This window comes from Janibacter anophelis NBRC 107843 (genome assembly GCF_001570945.1).
GTDB lineage: Bacteria > Actinomycetota > Actinomycetes > Actinomycetales > Dermatophilaceae > Janibacter > Janibacter anophelis.
In genome coordinates this window covers 14298-37010 of the sequence record NZ_BCSQ01000033.1, presented here as the reverse complement: position 1 = coordinate 37010, position 22713 = coordinate 14298, and the positions used below count along the sequence as shown (strand labels likewise).

The window sequence follows — 22713 nt, the reverse complement described above, 5'->3', positions numbered from 1 at the left end:
GTCCCCGCGCTGTGGCCGTGGTGGCTGCCGCGGCTCGAGCCGGTCCTCGGCCACGACGGGTCCGTCGCTGTGGTGCTCGCCGTGGGTGGCCTCCTCGTCGCCGGGTGCGCCGCCCGCGGACCCGCCCTGGCGGGTGCCGACCTCGACCTGGACGTGGAGAGCCTGGCGTCGGGCGCCGGGGCACGCGGTGGGGCCGGCAGACCTCTGGCCGCCGGACCCTCGGTGGCCGGTGGGCCCACGACCAGCGAACCCCCGGCCGTCGAGTCCGCGGGGCAACGATGACCACCCTGCGCGAGGACGTCGCGGCGGCGGTGGCGGCCGTCCGCGAGCGTGAGCCGCTCGTGCACGGTGCCACCGGTTCGGTGACCCGCGCGCTCGTCGCCGACGGGCTGCTCGCCGCGGGGGCGCGGCCGATGCTCACCGAGTCCCGCGAGGAGGCGCCGGTGCTCGTCACGTCGGCCGATGCCTTCCTCGCCAACCTCGGCTCGCTGAGCTCCGACGGCATGGGCGGACTGCTGCCCACCGCCAGGGCGGCCCTCGCGCACGGGGTGCCGTGGGTCCTCGACCCGACCGCCATAGGGGCGGCCCCGGTGCGCACCCGGCTGGCGGGCGAGCTGCTGGACCTCGGGCCGACCGTGGTGCGCGGCAACGCCTCCGAGGTCGTGACCCTCGCCGGTGGGACCGGCCGGAGCCGCGGCGCCGACAGTACCGCCGAGCCCAGCTCCGCCGGCGGGGCGGCCCATCGGATCGCCGCGCACCACGGGTGCGTCGTCGCCGTGTCGGGCGCGGTCGACCTCGTCACCGACGGCACCCGCACGGTCCGGCTCGGCTCCGGCGCACCCGCCCTGACGCGGGTCGCGGGCACCGGCTGCCTCCTCGGTGCCCTCACCGCAGCCCACCTCGCGGTGGCCGCGCCCTTCGTCGGCGCGGTGGCGGCGACCGCGTGGCTGACGATCGCCTCCGAGCGAGTGGGGCACCTGCGGCCCGGCAGCTTCCGCATCGGCCTGCTCGACGCCCTCGACGAGGTCACGCCGTCCGAGGTCGCCCAGGGGGTGGACCTGTCGTGGGAGTGATCGACCACCGCGTCCAGCTCGTCACGTCGGGCGACGGTCCGCGCACCGTGGCCGTCGCCGCCGCGGCGGCCGCGGCCGGGGCGGGCGTGGTCCAGGTGCGGGCGAAGCACCTGCTCGCGGGTGAGCTGCTCGACCTCGTCCGCGCGGTCGCCGACGCGGTCGAGCGGGTCGCGCCGACCACCCGGGTGCTCGTCAACGACCGGGCCGACGTCGCCCACGCCGCGCGGCGCCGCGGAGCCCCCGTGCACGGCGTCCACCTGGGCCAGGCGGACCTGCCCGTCGCCGCGGCACGCGACCTGCTCGGCCCCGACGCGGTCGTCGGGCTCACCGCCGGCACCCTCGACCACGTGCGCGAGGCGCAGTCGCGCACCGGGTCGGGCCGACCGGACCACCTCGGGAGCGGTCCCTTCCGCCGGACCCCGACCAAGGACGTCGGGCGCCCACCCGTCGGGCTGGCGGGCTACCCCCTTCGCGCGGCCGCCACGGACCTGCCGGTGCTGGCGATCGGGGACGTGACCCTCGCCGACGTCCCGGCGCTCGCGGCGACCGGCATCGCGGGTGTCGCGCTCGTGCGCGAGGTCATGGACGCCCCGGACCCGGGCGCGGTCGTCGCCGCCTGCCTCGCCGCGTGGGGGTGAGTCAGGCGACCTCGTCGTCGACGAAGACCGGGCGCGCGACGCGCAGTCCGCTGAGCGTGATGCCGACACCGGTCGCCATGAGCAGCACGAGCACGAGCGTCCACCCGCCGGTCAGCTCGTACAGGACCCCGACGAGGAAGGGGCCGATGCCGGCGAGGAGGTACCCGACGGGCTGGACGAACCCCGACAGCTGGGCCGTGACGTGCGGGTCGCGGGTCCGGGCCGTGATGAGGGCGATGGCGGTGGGGAAGGCGAAGCCCGACAGGCCGAGGAGCACGACCCACAGCCACGGCACCGTGGCTGGTGCGAGCAGCAACCCGAGGTAACCGCCGGCGGCCAGCAGGCCGAAGCCCACCATCCACGCCGACAGGTCGCGGCTGCGGGCGATGACCGTCGGCATGACGAGGCCGCCGAGGATGCCCAGACCGGCGAGGACGGAGGTCAGTGCGCCGGCGCCCGTCGCCGAGATGCCGGCGTCACGGTAGATCTGGGGCAGCCAGCCGAACTGCACGTAGGCATTGGTCGACTGGACGCCGAAGAGGACCGTCAGCGCGATCGCGGTCGGCGAGTGCCGGATGCGCGAGGTCGGGTTCTCGCCCGCCGACCGACGGTGGACCCGGTCCCGCAGCGTGATGACCACCCACGGGACGAGCGCGGCGAGGGCGACCACGCCCCACATGCCGAGCGCGCCGCGCCACCCGCCGGGGGCGGACGCGGCGACGGGGGCGGCCAGGAGCGGACCGGCGGTGCCACCGATCGTCAGGCCCATGCCGTAGATCGTCATGAGCCGCACGCCGCCGTCGTGGGAGTGGGCCTTGATCCACGCGGGGACGAGGACATTGCCCAGCCCCATGCCGGCCAGCCCCAGCGCGGTGAGGACAAGGAAGACGGCGGCCGAGTCGGTGAGGACGCGCGCGATGAGGGTGACGACGACCGCGACGACCCCGAGGGTGATGCCGGCGGAGACACCCACCCGGCGCGCCAGGCCGACGGCGGCGCCACCGGCCGCGGCGAAGGCCAGGCCCGGCAGCGCCGTGAGCACGCCGGCGAGCGTCCCGCCGAGCCCGAGGGCGGCGCGCACCTCCTCGAGGAGCGGGCCGAGGGAGGTCGCGCCGGGACGCAGGTTGACCGAGATGAGCGCCACGGCCGAGAGGATGAGGACGGGACCGAAGGGGAGGGTCCGTCGCGTCGTCTCGTGGCTGCTCACCACCGGTGTCTACCACCGGCATCTCGGTGGGGGCGCGCCGGGTTCCGCAGAGCGGTGCCTAGGATCTGCCCATGCCCGACCTGATGCCTCCCTCGCCGAGCGTGCCGAGCTGGGACGAGTACTTCCTCGGCATCGCGACCGCGGTCGCCGCCCGGGCCAAGTGCACCCGGCGCCGCGTCGGCGCCGTGCTGACGATCGACCACCGGATCATCGCCACGGGATACAACGGAGCCGCGCCGGGCGAGCCGGACTGCCTCGAGGGCGCCTGCCCCCGGGGAGCCCTCGACTACGACACCGTTCCGGGGCTCGGGGACTACGACCGGCCCGGGACGCCCGGCTTCTGCATCGCGATCCACGCCGAGGTCAACGCGCTGCTCTTCGCCACCCGCGACACGAAGGGGGCGACGGCCTACATCACCGACCCCCCGTGCCCCGGCTGCCGCAAGGCGCTGGCCGCCGCCGGGATCGTGCGGGCGGTGTGGCCGCAGGGGTCGCACGACCGGGCGGGCCTGACGACCTGGGCTTGAAAGTCTGGGCCCGACGACCTGGGCCCGACGACCTGGGCCTGATCGCTTGGGCCTGACGACGGGGAGAGGCGGGTGGGAGATCGGGGCGTGCCCCCCTTCCCGCCGGCGGGGGTCCATGGGGACAATGGGGCATGAGCACCGACGCCAGCACCCACGACAGCCCCACTCCCGCCGACGCCGTGGTCGCCGCCCTCGATGGCAGCCACCGGGACGACGCCGTCATCGACTGGGCCGCCGCCGAGGCCGCCGCCCTCTCGGCCCCGCTCCACCTCGTCCACGCCGTCGACCTCGGCACGCCGCTGTCCGCCTACGGCGAGCTGCTGACCAGCCCCGAGATCGTCGACCGGGTCGAGCAGGAGTCGACGCGGGTCGTCACCGAGGCCCGCGCGCGGGTCGAGGCCGCCCGTCCCGGGCTGGCCGTCACCACCGCTCTGCCGACCGGCTCACCCTCCGGCGCCCTGCTCGCCGCGGCCGAGGGCGCCCGCGTCCTCGTCGTCGGGTCCGCCCGCAAGAACCGCGCCGAGCGCATCGTCCTCGGCACGACCTCGCTGAGCGTCGTCGCCCACGCCCCCTGCCCGGTCGTCCTCGTCCCGGAGAACGCGAGAACTTCCGGCGACGGCCGGGTCGTCGTCGGCATCGACGGCAGTGAGCACAGCCGCCTGGCCTTCCGCCACGCGCTCGACGCGGCGGCCCTGCGCGGACGCACCGTCACGACCGTGACCTCATGGAACGTCGAGGTGGAGAACGGCGTCGTCGTCACCGAGCCGGGCAGCCCCGAGTGGGAGGCCGTCGACGCCCGTTACCGCGCGATGGCCGAGCGGACCATCGCCGAGGACCGTGAGGCGCACCCCGACATCACCGTCGAGGTCGAGGTGCGGCACGGCCGCGCCGCGGACTCCCTCGTCGAGGTCGCCGAGGGCGCCGACCTGCTGCTCGTCGGCTCGCGGGGTCGCGGCGGGTTCCGCGGGATGCTCCTCGGCTCGGTCTCGCAGCGCGTGCTCGCGCTCGCGACCTGCCCGGTGGCGGTGCTCCACAAGCACTGAGTGCACCTGCCGGTGGTGGGCGGGCCTCAGGCCGAGTGCTCCTCCTGCCACCGGCAGATCGCGGCCATGCCCTCGTCGCTGTCCTGGGGGCGGTGGCCGGTACCGGGCAGGGACAGGTGGGTCGCGCCCTGCGCCTCGAGCGCGGCCGCGACCTCCGCGTACATCGGGGTCTCGTCGCCGGTGATGACGAGGGTGGGGACCAGCCGCGGGGTGTCGGTGCGCAGGTCGACCTCCCACGGGGCCGGCGTGGCGCGGATGCGCGCGGCGATCGTCTCGCAGGCCCCGGCGTCGAGGTCCGGCATCTGCGCCCCCATGCCGGCGGCGAAGCGGGCGAGGAACTCCTCGCCGTCGACCTGCGGGTCGTCGGCGACGGCGAAGACGGGCGCCATGCCCCGGATGTGCCCCTCGACCCCGCGGCCGCCGCGGGCGACGTCGTAGCAGGCGGGCTCGAGGAGCACGAGGCTGCGGATCATGTCGGGTCGGCGCTGCGCGGCGAGCATCGCGGTGACCGCGCCGTAGGAGTGCCCGACGAGGTGGCCTCGTCCCCCGAGCGCCTCGATGGCGCGGTCGGCGTCGCGCTCGGGCTGGTCCGCCGCCCCGGTCCGCGCGAGGAAGACGTGCCCGGGGCGGTCGAGCTCGGCCAGGCGTGGCCAGGCGGCAGGGCCGCTGCGCCCACGGCCGTGGACGAAGACGGTGCGGACGGGCGGGCCGTTGAGCAGTCCCATCTCAGCCTCGCGGTCGCAGTCGTCCGCCGGGCAGCGCCGGCGCGGGCAGGGCGGCGGGCTGGCCCACGTCGAAGGGGCCGAACCGCTGCCCTTGCTCGGGATCGGCCCCGCCGATCTCGGCCATCCACTCCTCGCGGGCCCGCACGACGTCGTCGTGGTCGCGGCCGATGAAGTTCCACCACATGACGATCTGCTCACCGAGCGGCTCGCCGCCGATGAGCACGAGGCGGGCACCCCCGGCGGAGCGGATCGTCAGAGTGCGCCGCCCGGAGGCGACGTAGCCGAGCTCGCCACGCTCGAGCGTGGCCCCCTCGAAGGTCACGTCGCCGTCGTCGAGCAGGAGCGCGTGCTCGTGGCCCTCGGGGACCTCGACGACCGTCTCGGCGTCGGCGTCGAGCACGATCTCCGCGCCGGACAGGGGCGTGTGGGTGACGATCGGCGAGCTCACGCCGAAGAGGTCACCGAGGAAGACGCGGGCGATGCCTCCCGGCACGTAGACCGGCTCCGGGACGTGGTGGTCGAAGGACGGGTCGGTGTTGCGGGCGCGCGAGGGGAGGGCGAACCACAGCTGCACGCCGTGCAGGGTCGTCGTGTCGTCGGTGGAGAACTCGGAGTGGCTCACGCCGCGACCGGCGGTCATGAGGTTGAGCTCGCCCGGTCGCACGGTGGCGTGCACGCCCGTGGAGTCACGGTGGTCGATCTCGCCGGTGAACAGCCACGAGACGGTGGCCAGCGACGTGTGCGGGTGGCGGGGTACGGCCATGCCGCCCGTCGCGGCGACGTCGTCGGGCCCGTAGTGGTCGAGGAAGCACCAGGCGCCGACGAGGCTGCGCTGCCGGGAGGGCAGGGTCCGCCGCACCGGCATCGCGCGCGGTCCACCGAGCGGGACCTCGCGGGGCATCAGGATCTGCACGTCGTCCACCACCACGACGCTACCCCTCCCGGTGGACACGGGTGGCCCGGCACCTGTTGGGTTGGGTCCGTGAGCGATGCGGTGGGCGGAGCGGGGCACGCGGACCAGGGCCTCGAGGCGTTGGCACGGGCGAAGGGGGTCGACACCCAGTGGTGGGACTGGCGCGGCGAGCACCGCGTGGTCCCCACCTCGTCGCTGCGCGCCGTCCTCACGGCCATGGGGGAGGACGTCTCCGACGACGCGGCGGTCGCGACCGCCCTCGAGCGCACCCGCACGGCGCCGTGGCGCCGCACCCTGCCCCCGACCGTCGTGCAGCGTGAGGGGGACCCCCTTCGCCTCCTCGTGCACGTGCCGCACGGGGCGGCGGTGCGGGTCCACGTCGAGCTCGAAGGGGGCGCCGCCCGTGAGCTGGACCAGCTCGAGCACGTCGTCGAGCCGGTGGAGATCGACGGGCGGCTCGTGGGGGAGGCGGCCTTCGAGGTGCCGACGCACCTGCCCCTGGGGTGGCACGCGCTGCGCGCCGAGGTCGACGGCGGGCCGGTGGCCGCCGGGACGGAGCACGCGGTGCTCGTCACCGTCCCGCAGCGACTCGACCTGCCACCTGTGGTGCAGGAGGCACCCCGCAGCGGGCTCATGACGCAGATCTACCAGGTGCGCGGCTCGGGCAGCCAGGGCATCGGGGACCTCGGCGACCTGGCGACCTTGGGGGAGTGGGCCGCCCGGGCGCACGACGCCCACTTCGTCCTCGTCAACCCGCTCCACGCGGCCGAGCCGGTCGCGCCGATGGAGCCCTCGCCGTACCTGCCGACCTCGCGCCGGTTCCTCAACCCCGTGCACATCGACCTGCGCACGCTGCCCGGTCTCGACGACCTGCCGCCCACCGCCCGCGCCGAGGTCGACGCGCTCGCGGCACGCGCCCGGGAGCTCAACGAGCACGACACCATCGACCGGGACGCGGTCTGGGAGCTCAAGCGGGCCGCGCTGCGCACCGCCTTCCGCCACCTCGGCCCAACGCACGCCGACGAGGTCGAGGCCCTGCACGCCCGCGAGGGGCAGGCGCTCGTGGACTTCGCGACCTGGTGCTCGCTCGCCGCGACCCACGGCACGCTCTGGGAGACCCAGTGGCCGGAGGAGCTGCACGACCCCGTCTCGCCGGCGGTGGAGGCCCATCGGGAGGCGCACCGTGGCGAGATCTCCTTCGTCGCGTGGACGCAGTGGGTCGTGCGGGCCCAGCTCGCGGCTGCCCAGCAGCGGCTGCGCGCCGCCGGGATGGGCATCGGGGTCATCGCCGACCTCGCCGTCGGCATCCACCCCGAGGGAGCCGACGCCTGGGCGCTCGGTGACGCGCTCGCCCGCGGGATCGACGTGGGCGCGCCGCCCGACCAGTTCAACCAGCTCGGGCAGAACTGGTCCCAGCCCCCGTGGCGGCCGGACCGGCTCGCCGAGCTGGGCTATGCCCCCTTCCGCGACATGATCCGGGCGGTGCTCGCCGACGCGGGCGGGCTGCGGGTCGACCACGTCATCGGACTCTTCCGCCTGTGGTGGGTGCCCGAGGACGCCGGCCCCGGTGAGGGCGCCTACGTGCGCTACGACCACGAGGCGCTCATCGGCATCCTCGCCCTCGAGGCGCACCGGGCCGGGGCCTTGGTCATCGGGGAGGACCTCGGTGTCGTCGAGCCGTGGGTCCGTGAGCACCTCGTCGAGCGCGGCATCCTCGGCACGAGCGTCGCGTGGTTCGAGTGGGGGCAGGACGGGCGGCCGCTGCCCCCGGAGGAGTACCGCGAGCTGTGCCTGGCGACCGTGACCACCCACGACCTGCCGCCGAGCGCCGGGTACCTCGCCTTGGAGCACGTCGCGATCCGCGAGCGGCTGGGTCTGCTCACCCGGCCGGTCGAGGAGGAGCGCGCCGCGGAGGAAGGGAGCATCCGCGCCGTCCGGGAGGCCCTCACCGAGCGTGGCCTGCTGGCCGACGTCGACGCACCGGTCGCCGACGTGGTGGCCGCGCTGCACCGCTGGCTGGAGCTGACCCCTTCGCGCCTGCGGGGCATCGCCCTGACCGACCTCGTCGGCGACGTCCGCGCGGTCAACCAGCCCGGGACGGACGAGGAGTACCCCAACTGGCGACTCCCGCTCGCCGGACCCGATCGGGTGCCGATCTCCCTGGACCGCGTCGTCGAGGGATAACCCTGCATCTCCGGCGAGGGGTGCCGGGGTGGTCACCGAAGAGTCACAGTTGTGTCTCACAGCACACTGCATCGTGGCCGAACCCGCGGATGTGGTTTTTGATGTCACCTGCAGTGCGGACCGCGCTGCGCCCAGGGGTGGACCCGGACCATCGGGAAAGCCGATCGACCCGCCTTTCCCGGCGGCATGACGTAGGAGGACATCCATGCGAGTGAAGTCTCGCGCGATGGCAATCGCCAGCATCTCCGCGGTCGCGCTTCTCGCGACCGCGTGCGGTGGCAGCAGTGACGACGACAGCACCTCCGGCGGCGCCGCCGGCGGCGAGATCATCTCCGGTGGCTGCAACCCGGAGAACCCGCTCGTCGCAGGCAACACCGCTGAGACCTGTGGTGGTGACGTCCTCGACGTCCTGACCGCCAAGCTGATCCACTACAACCCCGAGACGGCGGAGCCGGAGAACGACATCGCCGAGTCGATCGAGACCGAGGACAACCAGACGTTCACGGTCAAGATCAAGGAGGGTTACAAGTTCCACGACGGGACCGAGGTCCTGGCGAAGAACTTCGTGGACGCCTGGAACTACACCGCGTACGGCCCGAACGGCCAGCAGGGTGGCTACTTCTACGAGCCCTTCGAGGGCTACGCGGACCTGCAGTGCACCGGCGAGGGCGAGGACCCGTGCGCCGGCGCCGGCAAGGCGAAGAAGGAGGAGCTGTCCGGCCTCAAGGTCGTCGACGACCACACCTTCACCATCAAGACCACCGAGCCGGTCTCCAACCTGCCGCTGCGCCTGGGCTACACCGCCTTCGCCCCGCAGCCCGACTCCTTCTTCAAGGACCCGGAGGCCTTCGGCAAGGAGCCGATCGCTGCCGGCCCGTACAAGTTCGACTCCTGGGAGGAGAACGCCTCGATCAAGCTGAGCAAGTTCGAGGAGTACTCCGGTGACTTCGGTGGCAACGCCGACAAGATCACCTTCCAGATCTTCCAGGACCAGGACGCGGAGTACACCGCCCTCATGGCCGGCGAGATCGACATCGTCCGCCAGATCCCGGCGAGCGCGCTCGTCGACGAGAAGTTCAAGACCGATCTCGGTGAGGGCCGCTACCTGGAGAAGGAGAACTCCACCCTCCAGTTCATCGGCATGAACTACAACGTCGACCCGAAGCTGAAGAACGTCAAGGTCCGCCAGGCGATCTCGATGGCCATCGACCGGCCGACGATCGTCAAGCAGATCTTCAACGACGCCTTCACCCCCGCCACCGGCTGGGTCTCCCCGGTCGTCGACGGTTACAAGGAGGGCACCTGCGGCGAGTACTGCGAGTACAACCCGGAGAAGGCCAAGCAGCTCCTCGAGGAGGGCGGCGGCTACGACGGCAAGCTGACCCTGACCTACAACGGTGACGGTGGCCACAAGGAGTGGACCCAGGCGGTCTGCAACTCCATCAACAAGGCCATCGGCATCGAGTGCGTCGCCACCCCGACCGTCGACTTCAAGACCATGCTGACCAAGCTCGACAACGACGAGCTCAAGGGCATGTTCCGCATGGGCTGGGTCATGGACTACCCGTCGATCGAGAACTACCTGGCCCCGATCTACGGCAAGGGCGCTGCGTCGAACTACTACGGTTACGACAACGCCGAGTTCCAGAAGACGATGCGTGAGGCCGGCGCGGCCAAGACCCCGGAGGAGGCCAACAAGCTCTACCAGGAGGCCGAGGGTCTGATCGCCGAGGAGTTCACCACCATCCCGACGTGGTACGGCAAGACGATCATCGGTTGGTCGGACAAGGTCAGCGACGTCCAGGCGACGCCGTTCGGCAGCCCCGACCTCGCCGCCATGACCGTCAAGGAGTGACCCTGATCCAGGGCTGACTTCGCACACCCCGGCCGGCCATCCTCTCGAGATGATGGCCGGCCGGTGGTGTGCACACCGTTCGCCGGACGGCGACGCGGGTCACACCGCATGAGTTACCCTCTCCCGGCACCCCGGGCATGAGGTGCACATCAGATCCACGAGGAGGTGCACGTGGGCAAGTACATCGTTCGCCGGTTGCTGCAGATGATCCCGGTGATCATTCTTTCCACGTTCCTGATCTACGCCATGGTCTTCGCCATGCCGGGCGATCCCACGGCAGGCAAGTGTGGCGAGCGGCCCTGTCCGCCCGCGTACGTCGCGGCATTCAACGAGAAGTACCACCTGAACGACCCGCTGCCCGTCCAGTACGGCTACTACGCCGCCAACGTCCTCCAGGGCGACCTCGGCGAGAACCAGTACGGTCGCCCCGTCGCGGAGGAGCTGACGGAGCGCTTCGCCGTCACGGGCAAGCTGGCCGTCATGGCCCTGGTCATCGAGGGGGTCATCGGCATCCTCGCGGGTGTGCTGGCCGGTCTGCGCAAGGGCGGGTTCATCGACAACCTCGTCCTCGTCAGCACCCTCTTCGTCATCTCGGTGCCGATCTTCGTCACCGGCTTCGCCGCCCGCTACTTCCTCGGGCTGAAGTGGGAGATCTTCCCGGCCCTGGCGTCGGGCAAGGATCCGAGCTTCTACGCCCTCCTGCTGCCCGCGTTCGTGCTCGCGTCGACATCGTTGGCGTACATCGCCCGCCTCATGCGCACCAACATCGCCGAGAACATCAAGTCCGACTACGTGCGCACGGCCAAGGCCAAGGGGCTGACTCCACGCCGCATCGTCGGCGTGCACACCCTGCGCAACTCGATGATCCCCGTCGTGACCTTCATGGGCTACGACTTCGGCGCGCTCCTCGGTGGCGCGATCGTCACGGAGGGCATCTTCAACGTCAGCGGAGTCGGCGGGTACATCTTCACCGGCATCGACAACCGTGACGGCATCGCCGTCGTCGGAGCCGTCACCGCGCTCGTCATCGTGTACCTCCTGATGAACCTGCTCGTCGACCTGCTCTACGGAGCCCTCGACCCGAGGATCAGCAATGACTGACAAGACCACCGCACCCCAGCCCGGGCACGACGACCCGGGTCAGGACGAGGCCGCCGCCACGACGACCCGAGCAGCCGCGATCGCGGAGGTGTCCGAGGGGCAGTCGCGGTCGTTGACCGCCGACGCCTTCCGCTCGCTGCGTCGCAACCCGTTCTTCTGGATCTCGAGCGTCCTGATCCTCGTCTTCCTGCTCATGGCCGTCTGGCCCTCGCTGTTCACGACCTACGACGTCGGGTACAACGACCTCGCGACGTCGCGGCAGGGGCCCAGCGTCGATCACTGGTTCGGCACCGACACCCAGGGCGCCGACATCTACACCCGCAGCGTCTACGGTGCGCGGGCCTCGATCCTCGTGGGTGTGCTCGCGACCGCTGGCGTGCTGCTGCTCGGCTCCTTCCTGGGGCTGTTGGCCGGCTACGTCGGTGGCTGGGTCGACACCCTGATCAGCCGCCTGGGCGACATCTTCTTCGCCATCCCGCTGCTGCTCGTCGGCATCATCTTCCTGTCCTCGTTGCGGGACACGACGCACCTGCTCGGCATCCCGATCCAGGGCTACTTCGGCGTGATCTTCCAGGTCGTGCTCGTGTTCGTCCTCTTCGGCTGGCCGAGCCTGATGCGCCTGATGCGCAGCTCGGTCATCCAGGTCAAGCCCAATGACTACGTGCAGGCGGCCCGCGCCCTCGGCGCCTCGCCGCTGCGGATCATCCGACGCCACGTGCTGCCCAACGCGATGGCCCCGGCGATCGTCGTCGCGACGATCAACCTGGGCTCGTACATCGCGGCCGAGGCGACGCTGTCCTTCCTCGGCATCGGCCTGCGTCCGCCGACCGTGTCCTGGGGTGTGATGATCAACGACGGCCTGGTCCCGCTGCGGGCCTCGCCCCACATCCTCTTCTTCCCGGCCCTCTTCCTCAGCATCGCGGTCCTGGCCTTCATCATGCTCGGCGACGCCGTGCGTGACGCCTTCGACCCGAAGAGCCGCTGAGAGCAAGGTGAGTGAACACATGAGCACACAGACGAGCTCGCCGACCGGTGAGCACCTGCTCGAGGTCGACGACCTGTACGTGGAGTTCCACACGGCCGAGGGCGTGGCCAAGGCCATCAACGGCGTGAACTTCAGCCTCGACGAGGGGGAGACCCTCGCGATCCTCGGCGAGTCGGGGTCGGGCAAGTCCGTGACCGCGCAGGCGATCATGGGCATCCTCGACATGCCGCCGGCGAAGATCCCGGGCGGACGCATCCTCTACAAGGGTCAGGACCTGCTGACCATGCCGGAGGACCAGCGTCGGGAGACCCGCGGCCCCGAGATCTCGATGATCTTCCAGGACGCGCTCAGCTCCCTCAACCCGGTCTTCCCCGTCGGGTGGCAGATCGCCGAGATGTTCCGCGTGCACCGTGGGACCAACAAGTCGGATGCCTACGCCAACGCCGTGCGGCTGATGGAGCGGGTCAACATTCCCGCGGCCAAGGAGCGCGTCAAGGCGTACCCGCACCAGTTCTCCGGCGGTATGCGCCAGCGCATCATGATCGCCATGGCGATCGCGCTGGACCCCAAGGTCCTCATCGCCGACGAGCCGACGACGGCCCTCGACGTGACGGTCCAGGCCCAGATCATGTCCCTCCTGCAGGAGCTGCAGGAGGAGTTCAGGATGGGCCTGATCCTCATCACCCACGACCTCGGCGTCGTCGCCGACGTCGCCGACCGGATCGCCGTCATGTACGCCGGGCGGATCGTCGAGCGGGCCGAGGTCAGCGACATCTACGCGCGGCCCGGGCACCCCTACACCAAGGGCCTGCTCGAGTCGATCCCGCGACTGGACCAGAAGGGGCAGAAGCTGTCGGCCATCGGCGGCCTGCCGCCGAACCTCACGCGCATCCCCAACGGGTGCGCGTTCCACCCGCGCTGCGTCATGGCGCAGGACATCTGCCACACCGATCGGCCAGAGCTGCTCGACGTGGGTCCGCAGCGCCAGTCAGCCTGCCATTTCAGCCAGGAGGTGCTCGATGCCTGAGGTGATCCTCAAGGCCAGTGGCCTGAAGAAGCACTACCCGATCAAGGGTGGCGTGCTGCGCCGCACGGTCGGCCACGTCAAGGCGGTCGATGGCATCGACTTCGAGCTCTACAAGGGTGAGACCCTCGGCATCGTGGGCGAGTCCGGCTGTGGCAAGTCCACGCTGGGCCGGCTGCTCATGCGGCTCGAGGAGCCGACCGAGGGCACCGTCGACTTCGACGGGGTCGACATGTACGCCCAGTCGGGCAGCGACATGCGCAAGCTGCGTCGCGACATCCAGATCGTCTTCCAGGACCCGTACACGTCGCTCAACCCGCGGCGCACCGTCGGTGAGATCGTGGCCGAGCCGCTGGAGATCCACCCGGACGTCGTGCCGAAGGGGGACCGCACCCGTCGCGTGCAGGAGCTGCTGGAGCTCGTGGGCCTCAACCCCGAGCACATCAACCGCTACCCGCACCAGTTCTCGGGTGGCCAGCGCCAGCGCATCGGCATCGCCCGCGGCATCGCGCTCAACCCCAAGGTGCTCATCTGCGACGAGCCGGTCTCCGCGCTCGACGTGTCCGTCCAGGCGCAGGTGATCAACCTGATGGAAAAGCTGCAGGACGAGCTGGGGCTGTCGTACATCTTCATCGCCCACGACCTGTCGGTCGTGCGGCACATCTCCGACCGCGTCGGGGTCATGTACCTCGGCCGCATGGTCGAGATCGGTGACGAGGACGACATCTACGCGCGGCCGACGCACCCGTACACCCAGGCGCTGCTGTCCGCGGTGCCGGTGCCGGACCCGACCCTGCGCGGCAAGCGTGACCAGATCGTCCTGCAGGGTGACGTGCCGTCGCCGGCCAACCCACCGGCGGGCTGCCACTTCCACACCCGCTGCTGGAAGGCACAGGACATCTGCCGCACGGAGACCCCGCAGCTGGTGCTGCACTCGGACGGCTCCGGCGAGCACCCCTCCCGCTGCCACTTCGCCGAGCCCCGGGTCATCGTGGAGACCCAGGACGTCAGCGGTGAGGACCAGGGTGGCCTCTTCGCCGGCCAGGGCCTGGTCGACCAGACCGACGCCGTCGCCGCCGGTCAGGCGGTCCACGCCGACGCCGGGTCCGCCGACGCGGACACCTCGACCGCCGGCGCCTGACGCAGAGCCCGCGCGACGCAGGGGGCGCCCCACCGATCACCGGTGGGGCGCCCCCTTCGTCGTCGTGGGTGAATCCGCAGTGCCGGGTCAGGCGAAGGGGATCTCGTCCGTCAGGCGTTCGGCCTCGGCCTCGGAGGCCAGGCGGGCGCCGGTCTCGTCGACCTCGGCCTCGACGGCGTGCGGCTGGATCTCGCCGGACTCGATCTGCTCGGCCCAGTGGCAGGCGACCTTGTGATCCACACCCACGCCGTCTATCTGGACGACGCGCAGCTGCGGTCGGTCGGTGTCGCAGCGGGTCGACTGGCGCCAGGGGCAGCGGGTGTGGAAGCGGCATCCCGACGGCGGGTTGGCCGGCGAAGGGAGGTCACCGCTCAGCAGGATCTGCTCGCGGGAGTCCTCGACGATCGGGTCGGGGACGGGCACGGCCGACAGCAGCGCCCGCGTGTAGGGGTGCAGGGGCGTCGCGTAGAGGTCGTCCGCCGGGGCCTCCTCGACGATGCCGCCGAGGTACATGACGCCCACCCGGTCGGAGATGTGCCGCACGACCGCGAGGTCGTGGGCGATGACGAGGTAGGTCAGTCCGTACTCCTCCTGCAGGTCCGACATGAGGTTGATGACCTGCGCCTGCACCGACACGTCGAGGGCCGAGACCGGCTCGTCGGCGACGATGAGCTCCGGCTCGACGCTCAGGGCCCGGGCGATGCCGATGCGCTGGCGCTGGCCGCCCGAGAACTCGTGCGGGTACTTCTTCAGGGCTGCCGCCGGCAGGCCGACGTCGGCGAGCAGCTGCCGCAGCCGCGGCTGCGCCTCGGCGGCATTGCGGACGAGGCCGTGGGCCTTCATGCCCTCGACGAGCAGCGCCTCGACGCTCTGCCGCGGGTCGAGGCTGCCCATCGGGTCCTGGAAGACCATCTGCAGCCCCTGGCGGCGCCGCCGCAGCTCCTCGCCCGTGAGGGTGGAGATCGGCTGCCCGTCGAAGGTCACGGTGCCGTCGGTGGTCTGCTCGAGGTGGAGGATGGCCCGCCCGAGCGTCGACTTGCCGCACCCGGACTCGCCGACCAGGCCGTAGGTCTCGCCACGACGGATCTGCAGGTCCACGCCGTCGACGGCGTAGACGTGCCCGACGACCTTGTCGAAGATGACCCCCTTGGTGATGGGGTAGTGGACCTTGAGGTCGCGCACGTCGACGAGGACGTCGTCGGCGGGGGCCTGGCTCGTGGGCTCGGTGCCCGTCGTGGTCGTCATCGGACCTCCTCGGTCGTGCTGCCCTCGACGGGGGAGGGCTCGCCGTTCAGCGGGTGGAAGCAGCGCAGCGCGCGGGTGCCGCGGACGGCCAGCCCCGGGGTGGCCTCGCGGCAGTCCTCGCCCGCGCTCGAGCAGCGCGGGGCGAAGGCGCACGAGCTCGTCCACGGCAGGTTGTCGGCGACCGACCCGGGCACGGGGACGAGGCGGGCACCCCGCTCGCCGTCGAGGCTCGGCACGCTCGCGAGCAGCCCGCCGGTGTAGGGATGGCGGGGCTCGGCGAAGAGCTCGTGGCGGCCGGCCCGCTCGACGAGGCGTCCGCCGTAGAGGACGTTGATCTCGTCGCACAGGCCGGCGACGACCCCGAGGTCGTGGGTGATCATGATCAGCGCCGTGCCGGTCTCCTCGACGAGCTCGCGCAGCAGGGCCAGGATCTGTGCCTGGATCGTCACGTCGAGCGCGGTCGTCGGCTCGTCGGCGATGAGCAGCCGCGGCTCGCAGGCCAGGGCCATCGCGATGAGCGCGCGCTGGCGCATGCCACCGGAGAGCTGGTGGGGGTAGTCCCTGAGCCGGCGGTCGGGGTCGGGGATCCCGACCCGCGCCAGCATGTCGCGCGCGTGCGGCGTCGCCTCCTTGCGGGACATCCCCTTGTGCCGCTCGAGCACCTCGGTCACCTGCCGACCGATCGGCACGACCGGATTGAGCGAGGACAGCGGGTCCTGGAAGATCATGCTGATGTCGCTGCCGCGCCGGGCGCGCATCTGCGCGTCGGAGAGCGAGAGCAGGTCGGTGCCCTCGAGGTCGACGGTCCCGGTCACCGTGTTGCCACGCTGGGGGAGCAGACCCATGATCGCCAGCGACGTCACCGACTTGCCGCAGCCGGACTCACCGACGAGACCGACGGTCTGTCCGGGTTGGACGTCGAAGCTCACCCCGTCGACCGCGGCGAAGGGGGTCTGCCCCTGCCGCGTGAACGTCACCGACAGGTCGCGCACCGACAGCAGTGGGGTGCCGGCAGCGCGCCCGGGGGCGCGCTCGGTAGCGCTGCCCGGGGTGTGGTCGGGTGTGGGGGCGGTCATGCCGCTCACCTCCGGCTCTTGGGGTCGAGGGCCTCGCGCAGCGACTCGCCCATGAGGGTGAAGCCGAGCGCGACGATGATGATGCAGATGGCCGGGTAGAAGGCCAGGTGCGGGTGGTCCTGGAAGTAGGTCTCGGACGTGCCGAGCATCTGGCCCCACTCGGGCACCCGGTCGTCGGGCAGCCCCAGGCCGAGGTAGGACAGGGCCGCCGCGTCGATGATCGCCGTTGCGAGCACGAGCGTCGCCTGGACGATGACCGGGCCGAGCGAGTTGGGCAGCATGTGCCGCAGCACGATCGCCGAGCGCTTGACGCCCAGGGCCCGGGCGGCGAGCACGTGGTCCTTGCTGCGCTGCGCGAGCATGGAGCCGCGCAGCAGCCGGGCGAAGATCGGCACCTGGACGACGGCGATGGCGATGATGACCGTCCACTGGCTCGGCCGGGCCGCGATGGCGGCGATGGAGAAGGCGAGCAGCAGGCTCGGGATCGAGAGCATCACGTCGACCAGACGCATGATGACCGCGTCGACCGCTCCGCCGAAGGCGCCCGCGAGGGTGCCCAGGACGAGCCCACCGGCGAGGCCACCCAGGGTCGCGGCGACCCCGACGATGAGCGTCTGCCGACTGCCGACGAGCAACCGGGAGAAGAAGTCGCGGCCGGAGCTGTCGGCGCCGAGCGGGTGGCCCGGCTCCGGGCCGGGGATCGGGTTGGACTGGGGGCTCACCTTGTCGATGAGCGGGTTGTCCGCCGGGTCCCAGGGCGCGATCCACGGAGCGATGATCGCGAGGACGACGAAGGCGGTCGTGATGGCCAGGCCGAGGAGGAAGACCGGGTTGCGGCGCAGCCGGCGCCACGCCGAGGCGATGAGCCCGACGCCGCCCTCCTCGTCGATCCGACCGGCCTCGGCGACCGTCGTGCCGCTCGCGGCGAGCGCGTCGATCCGCTCCTTGCGGCGGGTGCCGAGTCCGCGACGGGGCGCGCGGCCCCCTTCGTCCTGCGTGGGGTCGGTCTCGGGGCTCATCGGGTCCTCACTCGGGGGTCGACGACGGCGTAGAGGATGTCCACGACCAGGTTGACGATCACGTAGGTGCCGGCGGCCGCGAGGATGAGCACCTGCAGCACCGGGTAGTCACGCAGGGTGAAGGCCTGCCGGAGGGCGTCGCCGATGCCGGCGAGGTTGAAGACCGATTCGGTGAGCACCGCTCCGGCGAGCAGCCCGCCCATCTGCAGACCGATCGCGGTGATGACCGGCAGCAGCGCGTTGCGCATGACGTGCCGCCCGCGGACGATCCGCTGGGTCAGGCCCTTGGCCTCGGCGGTGCGCACGTAGTCCTCGTCGAGGACCTCCAGGACGCTGGCGCGGGTGATGCGGAAGATCATGGCGAAGGGGATGGACGACAGGGCCAGCGCCGGCAGCAGCAGGTGCTTGAGCGCATCCCACGCCGCGTCCCACTCCCGGGTGAGCAGTCCGTCGAGGATGAAGAACCCGGTGACCCGGGTGGCGTCGACCTCCTGCCGTCCGGAGACCGGCAGCCAGTGCAGCTCCTGGGCGAAGACGTAGCGCAGGAGGAAGGCGAGGAAGAAGACCGGGACGGCCACGCCGACGAGCGAGCCGACGACGCTGAGGTTGTCCAGGATGCTGCCGTGCCGCTTGGCGGCGAGGTAGCCGAGCGGCAGGGCCAGCCCGATGGCGATGAGGAGTGCGAGGACGCTCAGCTCGATCGTCGCGGGGAAGCGGTCGAGGAGCAGTTCCATGGCCGGCTTGCCGGGCTGGACGCCGTTGGAGACGCCGAAGTCACCGGTGACCGCCCGCTTGAGGAAGGTCCAGTACTGCACGTACATGGGTTCGTCGAGGCCGAGCTCCCGGGTCAGGCGGGCCCGGCTCTCGGGCGTGGCCCGCTCGCCGAGCATCGCCGAGACGATGCCGCCGGGCAGCGCCCGCAGCCACATGAAGAGCATGACGGAGAGGACGAAGACGACGAGCACCAGCTGCAGCAGCCGGCGGACGATGAATCTCAGCACGAGGAGCGCTCCTGTCGTGGTCGCGGACCGGGGCCGCCCCGACCGTGTGGTCGAGGCGGCCCCGGCACGAGGTCACCTGCGGTGGGTCACTTGCCGCCGACGGTGACCGTGGAGAAGCGCTCCGCGGTCAGCGGGCTGGCGACCAGCCCCTCGACGTCCTCGTTGACCACGATGGCCGGCGGGGAGTGCGAGATCGGCAGACCCGGGATGTACTCGTCGTGGATCTTCTGGTTCAGCTCCTGGTACATCGTCGTCCGCTCCTCCTCGTCGACCGTCTGGTCGGCCTCCTTGATGGCCTTGCTCAGGTCGGCTCCGAAGTCGGTGGCGGAGGTGTGGAAGTCGTTGGACTTGAGGTTGCCGAAGAAGGTGCCGATGAAGTTGTCCGCGGCGTTGTAGTCACCGGTCCACCCCAGCAGGAAGGCGTCGAACTGACCGTTGTCGACACCGTCGAGGTAGCCGCCGTTCCACGGCTTGGTGACGACCTCGACGTCGACGCCGACGGCCTCGAAGTCCTTGCGGATCGCCTCGTGGATCTTCTGCGGGTTCGGCATGTAGGGACGGGTGACCTCGCTCGGGTAGGCGAAGGTCAGCTTGAGGTTCTCCTCGCCGGCCTCCTTGAGCAGCTTCTTGGCGCCCTCGGGGTCGTACTTCGTCGGCTCGAGGTCCGTGTTGTAGCCGTCGACCGTCTCGGGGAAGAACTGCGACGCCGCGGAGGCGCCCTCGGGCAGCTGCGACTTCACGAGCTGCTCCCGGTTGACCGCCATGTCGAGCGCCTGGCGGACCTTGAGGTCCTTCAGGGCCGGGTTCTTCTCCGGGTTGAAGGCGACGTAGAGGATGTTGAAGGGGTCGCGGACCTCGACGTTGTTGCCGTCGTCCTTCAGCCCCTTCCAGTCCACCGGGTTGGGCAGGTCGTAGCCGTTGATGCTGTCGGCCTCGAGCTCCTGCCGGCGGGTGCTCTCGTTGGGGATGATGTTGAAGACGATCTTGGCGTTCTTCGCCTTCTCGCCCCAGTAGTCGTCATTGCGCACGAGGGTGACCGTCTTGTTGGCCTCGTCGTACTTCTCGAAGGTGTACGGGCCGGTGCCGACGGGGTTCTTCGAGTTCTCCGGGTAGGCGAAGCCCTCACCCTGCTTCTTCACGTCGTTGGCGTTGCCCTCCTCCAGTGCCTTCGGCGACTGGATGGCGAAGGCCGACAGCGAGAGGAGCGCCGGGAACTTGGAGGTGGCGCGAGCGATCTTCAGCTCGACGGTGCCCTCGTCCTTGGCGGTGCAGCTGCGGTAGAGGGAGTCCTTGCCGAAGCCCTCCATCGAGTAGGCCCAGTACTCGGCCGGGCCCGCTTGGGCGGTCTCGTTCTGGTCGGACATGCGCTCGAAGTTGTCGCAGACGGCCTGGGCGGTCAGGGCCTCGCCGTCGGAGAACTTCACGCCCTCGCGCAGGGTGAAGGTCCACGTCTTGCCGTCCTCGGACGGCTCCCACTCGGTGGCCAGGCCGGGGCCGATGTCCGAGCTGCCCTGCTCGACCTCGACCAGGCCCTCGAAGATCTGTCGGGTGACGCGGAAGGTCTCGCCGTCACTGGCGTAGAAGGGATCGAAGACCTCCGGGGCACCCGCGGCGCCGAAGGTGAAGGTGCCGCCGGTGTCACCGCCGCCGTCGCCGGAGTTGTCGCGATCGCTCTCCGCGCAGGCACCGAGGGTCAGTGCGGCGGCGGTGAGAGCGGCCAGCGGGGCTGCTTTCCTCATCGACATGTGGGTTTCCTCGCTTGGTCGGGCCGGCCCCGGCGTCGTTGCCGGGGCGAGGACCCCGTGGGCATGGCGGTGATCCACCACACGCTCGGGGCTGGTCCGGCAATCTAACAACCATCCGGACCACGTGCGGGAATGCAGTGAACATTTACTGTTTCTTGACCATGGGGCCGCATGTCTTGCCGCCGCCGCGGCTGCTCCACCTGACGACGACGAAGGGGGAGGGTCCCCCCTTCGTCCCGCGGACCGCCCGGATCGGCCGGGTGCGGCATTTGGGAGCAGGCCCCCCGTCCTGCGAGAATCCGCCCCATGCCCCTGATCTCCCGCAGCGACATCCGCAATGTCGCCATCGTCGCCCACGTCGACCACGGCAAGACCACCCTCGTCGACAAGATGCTCTGGCAGGGGGGTGCCTTCGGCGAGCACGACCACGTCGACGAGCGGGCGATGGACTCCGGTGACCTCGAGCGCGAGAAGGGCATCACCATCCTCGCCAAGAACACGGCGATCCACTACAACGGCCCCTCCGCGGCCGCCCACGACGCGCCCGACGGCGTGACGATCAACATCATCGACACCCCCGGTCACGCCGACTTCGGTGGCGAGGTCGAGCGCGGTCTGTCGATGGTCGACGGGGTCGTCCTGCTCGTCGACGCCTCCGAGGGCCCGCTGCCGCAGACCCGCTTCGTCCTGCGCAAGGCGCTCGCGGCGAAGATGCCGGTCATCCTCGCGATCAACAAGGTCGACCGTCCCGACAGCCGCATCGCCGAGGTCGTCGACGAGGCCTACGAGCTCTTCATGGACCTCGACGCCGACGAGGACCAGATCGAATTCCCGATCGTCTACACCTCCGGCAAGGCGGGCGCCGCGAGCCTCAACCGGCCGCAGGACGGCACGCTGCCCGACAACGACGACCTCGAGCCGCTCTTCCGCACGATCATGGAGACGATCCCGGCGCCCTCCTACGAGGAGGACGCCCCGCTGCAGGCGCACGTCACCAACCTCGACTCGAGCAACTTCCTCGGCCGCCTCGCGCTGCTGCGCGTGCACAACGGCGAGCTGCGCAAGGGCCAGCAGGTCGCGTGGTGCCGCCACGACGGCTCGACCGAAAAGGTCAAGATCACCGAGCTGCTCATCACCGAGGGCCTGGAGCGCAAGCCGCTCGACCAGGGCGCTGCCCGCCCCGGCGACATCATCGCCATCGCCGGCATCCCGGACATCATGATCGGCGACACGATCGCCGACGTCGACAACCCGGTCCCGCTGCCGGTCATCACCGTCGACGAGCCGGCGATCTCGCTGACCCTCGGCACCAACACCTCGCCGCTCGTCGGCCGCGGCCCGACCAAGGGCACCAAGGTCACCGCCCGCATGGTCAAGGACCGCCTCGACAAGGAGCTCATCGGCAACGTGTCGCTGCGCGTCCTGCCGACCGAGCGCCCCGACGCGTGGGAGGTCCAGGGCCGTGGCGAGCTGGCGCTGGCCATCCTCGTCGAGCAGATGCGCCGTGAGGGCTTCGAGCTGACCGTCGGGAAGCCGCAGGTCGTCACCAAGGAGATCGACGGCAAGGTCCACGAGCCCGTCGAGCGACTGACGATCGACACCCCGGAGGAGTGGCTCGGCGCGATCACCCAGGTCCTCGCCGCCCGCAAGGGCCGCATGGAGCAGATGACCAACCACGGCACCGGCTGGATCCGGATGGAGTTCCTCGTGCCCTCCCGCGGGCTCATCGGCTTCCGCACCGAGTTCCTCACCGAGACCCGCGGAGCCGGCATCGCGCACCACGTCTTCGAGGGCTACGAGCCGTGGTTCGGCCCCATCACCACCCGCGTCTCCGGGTCGCTCGTCGCCGACCGGTCCGGGCCGGTCACGTCGTACGCGATGGTCAACCTCCAGGAGCGCGGCTCGCTCTTCACCGAGCCGGGCACCGAGGTCTACGAGGGCATGATCGTCGGCGAGAACTCGCGCGCCGACGACATGGACGTCAACATCACGAAGGAGAAGAAGCTGACGAACGTGCGCGCGTCGTCGGCCGACAACTTCGAGAAGGTCGTGCCCGCCCGCAAGCTGAGCCTCGAGCAGTCGCTCGAGTTCTGCCGCGAGGACGAGTGCGTCGAGGTCACCCCGGACGCGATCCGCATCCGCAAGGTCGAGCTCGACGCCAACCTGCGCGCCCGCGCGGCATCGCGCGCCCGCAACTCCTGAGGAGGGAGC

Annotated in this window: 19 protein-coding genes and 1 pseudogene; 12 read left to right on the top strand and 8 right to left on the bottom strand. The window is 71.2% G+C overall.

Annotation, left to right across the window (positions count from 1 at the left end; genetic code table 11):
* The 3 genes and pseudogenes from JAN01S_RS17315 to JAN01S_RS10165 form a co-directional block, all read left to right on the top strand.
* Positions 1-282: pseudogene (locus JAN01S_RS17315) on the top strand (hypothetical protein); the annotation flags it as partial.
* Complete coding sequence (gene thiM, locus JAN01S_RS10170; protein ID WP_068317516.1) at positions 279-1073, top strand: hydroxyethylthiazole kinase; 795 nt, start codon at positions 279-281, stop codon at positions 1071-1073. The pseudogene JAN01S_RS17315 and the gene thiM, both read left to right, overlap by 4 nt.
* Positions 1064-1711 (top strand): thiamine phosphate synthase, encoded by a 648-nt coding sequence (locus tag JAN01S_RS10165; protein WP_084360160.1) that lies wholly within the window; start codon positions 1064-1066, stop codon positions 1709-1711. Before thiM ends, JAN01S_RS10165 begins: the two co-directional genes overlap by 10 nt.
* A gap of 1 nt (position 1712) precedes the next feature.
* Here JAN01S_RS10165 and JAN01S_RS10160 read toward each other — a convergent pair whose 3' ends face one another.
* Complete coding sequence (locus JAN01S_RS10160; RefSeq protein WP_068317532.1) at positions 1713-2918, bottom strand: MFS transporter; 1206 nt, start codon at positions 2916-2918, stop codon at positions 1713-1715.
* Positions 2919-2989: 71 nt separating this feature from the next.
* On the opposite strand from JAN01S_RS10160, the gene JAN01S_RS10155 reads away from it, so the two are divergent.
* Complete coding sequence (locus JAN01S_RS10155; protein WP_068317510.1) at positions 2990-3445, top strand: deoxycytidylate deaminase; 456 nt, start codon at positions 2990-2992, stop codon at positions 3443-3445.
* A gap of 131 nt (positions 3446-3576) precedes the next feature.
* Positions 3577-4488, top strand: a complete 912-nt coding sequence (locus tag JAN01S_RS10150; RefSeq protein ID WP_068317507.1) for a universal stress protein — start codon at positions 3577-3579, stop codon at positions 4486-4488.
* 26 nt (positions 4489-4514) lie between these two features.
* On the opposite strand, the gene JAN01S_RS10145 is transcribed toward JAN01S_RS10150, so the two are convergent.
* Together JAN01S_RS10145 and JAN01S_RS10140 are read right to left on the bottom strand one after the other, a co-directional pair.
* The gene (locus JAN01S_RS10145; protein ID WP_068317504.1) at positions 4515-5213 is read right to left on the bottom strand and encodes an alpha/beta fold hydrolase; all 699 of its coding nucleotides are present in this window, start codon (positions 5211-5213) and stop codon (positions 4515-4517) included.
* Position 5214: 1 nt separating this feature from the next.
* Positions 5215-6135, bottom strand: a complete 921-nt coding sequence (locus JAN01S_RS10140) for a pirin family protein (protein ID WP_244884813.1) — start codon at positions 6133-6135, stop codon at positions 5215-5217.
* Between the two features lie 60 nt (positions 6136-6195).
* Here JAN01S_RS10140 and malQ point away from each other — a divergent pair, with 60 nt between their 5' ends.
* From malQ to JAN01S_RS10110, 6 genes are all read left to right on the top strand, one after another.
* Positions 6196-8310 carry a 4-alpha-glucanotransferase gene (gene malQ, locus JAN01S_RS10135; protein WP_084360159.1) on the top strand — a complete coding sequence of 705 codons (2115 nt, stop codon included), beginning with the start codon at positions 6196-6198 and terminating at the stop codon, positions 8308-8310.
* 226 nt (positions 8311-8536) lie between these two features.
* A complete protein-coding gene (locus tag JAN01S_RS10130) occupies positions 8537-10165 on the top strand; it encodes a peptide ABC transporter substrate-binding protein (protein WP_244884812.1) in 1629 nt (542 codons plus the stop codon).
* Between the two features lie 171 nt (positions 10166-10336).
* A complete protein-coding gene (locus JAN01S_RS10125; RefSeq protein ID WP_068317493.1) occupies positions 10337-11266 on the top strand; it encodes an ABC transporter permease in 930 nt (309 codons plus the stop codon).
* Positions 11259-12251: an ABC transporter permease gene (locus tag JAN01S_RS10120; RefSeq protein ID WP_084360158.1), complete on the top strand. Its 993-nt coding sequence runs from the start codon at positions 11259-11261 to the stop codon at positions 12249-12251. Before JAN01S_RS10125 ends, JAN01S_RS10120 begins: the two co-directional genes overlap by 8 nt.
* Positions 12252-12270: 19 nt before the next feature.
* Positions 12271-13278, top strand: coding sequence for an ABC transporter ATP-binding protein (locus tag JAN01S_RS10115; protein WP_068317489.1), 1008 nt, complete (start codon positions 12271-12273; stop codon positions 13276-13278).
* Entirely contained in the window at positions 13271-14416 is a 1146-nt protein-coding gene (locus tag JAN01S_RS10110; protein WP_068317487.1) for an ABC transporter ATP-binding protein, read from the top strand. Before JAN01S_RS10115 ends, JAN01S_RS10110 begins: the two co-directional genes overlap by 8 nt.
* Before the next feature lie 87 nt (positions 14417-14503).
* On the opposite strand, the gene JAN01S_RS10105 is transcribed toward JAN01S_RS10110, so the two are convergent.
* The 5 genes from JAN01S_RS10105 to JAN01S_RS10085 all read right to left on the bottom strand — a co-directional run bounded on the left by JAN01S_RS10105 (position 14504) and on the right by JAN01S_RS10085 (position 20502).
* Positions 14504-15661, bottom strand: a complete 1158-nt coding sequence (locus JAN01S_RS10105; RefSeq protein ID WP_068317484.1) for an ABC transporter ATP-binding protein — start codon at positions 15659-15661, stop codon at positions 14504-14506.
* A complete protein-coding gene (locus tag JAN01S_RS10100) occupies positions 15658-16737 on the bottom strand; it encodes an ABC transporter ATP-binding protein (RefSeq protein ID WP_084360157.1) in 1080 nt (359 codons plus the stop codon). The genes JAN01S_RS10105 and JAN01S_RS10100 overlap by 4 nt, the downstream gene beginning before the upstream one ends.
* A gap of 5 nt (positions 16738-16742) precedes the next feature.
* A complete protein-coding gene (locus tag JAN01S_RS10095) occupies positions 16743-17756 on the bottom strand; it encodes an ABC transporter permease (protein WP_068317482.1) in 1014 nt (337 codons plus the stop codon).
* Positions 17753-18757, bottom strand: coding sequence for an ABC transporter permease (locus JAN01S_RS10090; RefSeq protein WP_068317480.1), 1005 nt, complete (start codon positions 18755-18757; stop codon positions 17753-17755). The genes JAN01S_RS10095 and JAN01S_RS10090 overlap by 4 nt, the downstream gene beginning before the upstream one ends.
* 86 nt (positions 18758-18843) lie before the next feature.
* Positions 18844-20502, bottom strand: coding sequence for an ABC transporter substrate-binding protein (locus JAN01S_RS10085; protein WP_068317478.1), 1659 nt, complete (start codon positions 20500-20502; stop codon positions 18844-18846).
* 306 nt (positions 20503-20808) lie between these two features.
* Between JAN01S_RS10085 and typA the strand changes: the two genes are divergently transcribed.
* Positions 20809-22704 (top strand): translational GTPase TypA, encoded by a 1896-nt coding sequence (typA, locus tag JAN01S_RS10080; protein ID WP_068317473.1) that lies wholly within the window; start codon positions 20809-20811, stop codon positions 22702-22704.
* Positions 22705-22713: the final 9 nt, after the last annotated feature.

What these genes read in the sequence shown, in the direction of transcription:
- thiM (WP_068317516.1), top strand. Translation starts at nt 279, where the DNA reads ATGACCACCCTGCGCGAGGACGTCGCGGCGGCGGTGGCGGCCGTCCGC.
- JAN01S_RS10155 (WP_068317510.1), top strand. Translation starts at nt 2,990, where the DNA reads ATGCCCGACCTGATGCCTCCCTCGCCGAGCGTGCCGAGCTGGGACGAG.
- JAN01S_RS10150 (WP_068317507.1), top strand. Translation starts at nt 3,577, where the DNA reads ATGAGCACCGACGCCAGCACCCACGACAGCCCCACTCCCGCCGACGCC.
- JAN01S_RS10145 (WP_068317504.1), bottom strand. Translation starts at nt 5,213, where the DNA reads ATGGGACTGCTCAACGGCCCGCCCGTCCGCACCGTCTTCGTCCACGGC.
- JAN01S_RS10130 (WP_244884812.1), top strand. Translation starts at nt 8,537, where the DNA reads ATGGCAATCGCCAGCATCTCCGCGGTCGCGCTTCTCGCGACCGCGTGC.
- JAN01S_RS10120 (WP_084360158.1), top strand. Translation starts at nt 11,259, where the DNA reads ATGACTGACAAGACCACCGCACCCCAGCCCGGGCACGACGACCCGGGT.
- JAN01S_RS10115 (WP_068317489.1), top strand. Translation starts at nt 12,271, where the DNA reads ATGAGCACACAGACGAGCTCGCCGACCGGTGAGCACCTGCTCGAGGTC.
- JAN01S_RS10110 (WP_068317487.1), top strand. Translation starts at nt 13,271, where the DNA reads ATGCCTGAGGTGATCCTCAAGGCCAGTGGCCTGAAGAAGCACTACCCG.
- JAN01S_RS10105 (WP_068317484.1), bottom strand. Translation starts at nt 15,661, where the DNA reads ATGACGACCACGACGGGCACCGAGCCCACGAGCCAGGCCCCCGCCGAC.
- JAN01S_RS10100 (WP_084360157.1), bottom strand. Translation starts at nt 16,737, where the DNA reads ATGACCGCCCCCACACCCGACCACACCCCGGGCAGCGCTACCGAGCGC.
- JAN01S_RS10095 (WP_068317482.1), bottom strand. Translation starts at nt 17,756, where the DNA reads ATGAGCCCCGAGACCGACCCCACGCAGGACGAAGGGGGCCGCGCGCCC.
- JAN01S_RS10085 (WP_068317478.1), bottom strand. Translation starts at nt 20,502, where the DNA reads ATGTCGATGAGGAAAGCAGCCCCGCTGGCCGCTCTCACCGCCGCCGCA.
- typA (WP_068317473.1), top strand. Translation starts at nt 20,809, where the DNA reads ATGCCCCTGATCTCCCGCAGCGACATCCGCAATGTCGCCATCGTCGCC.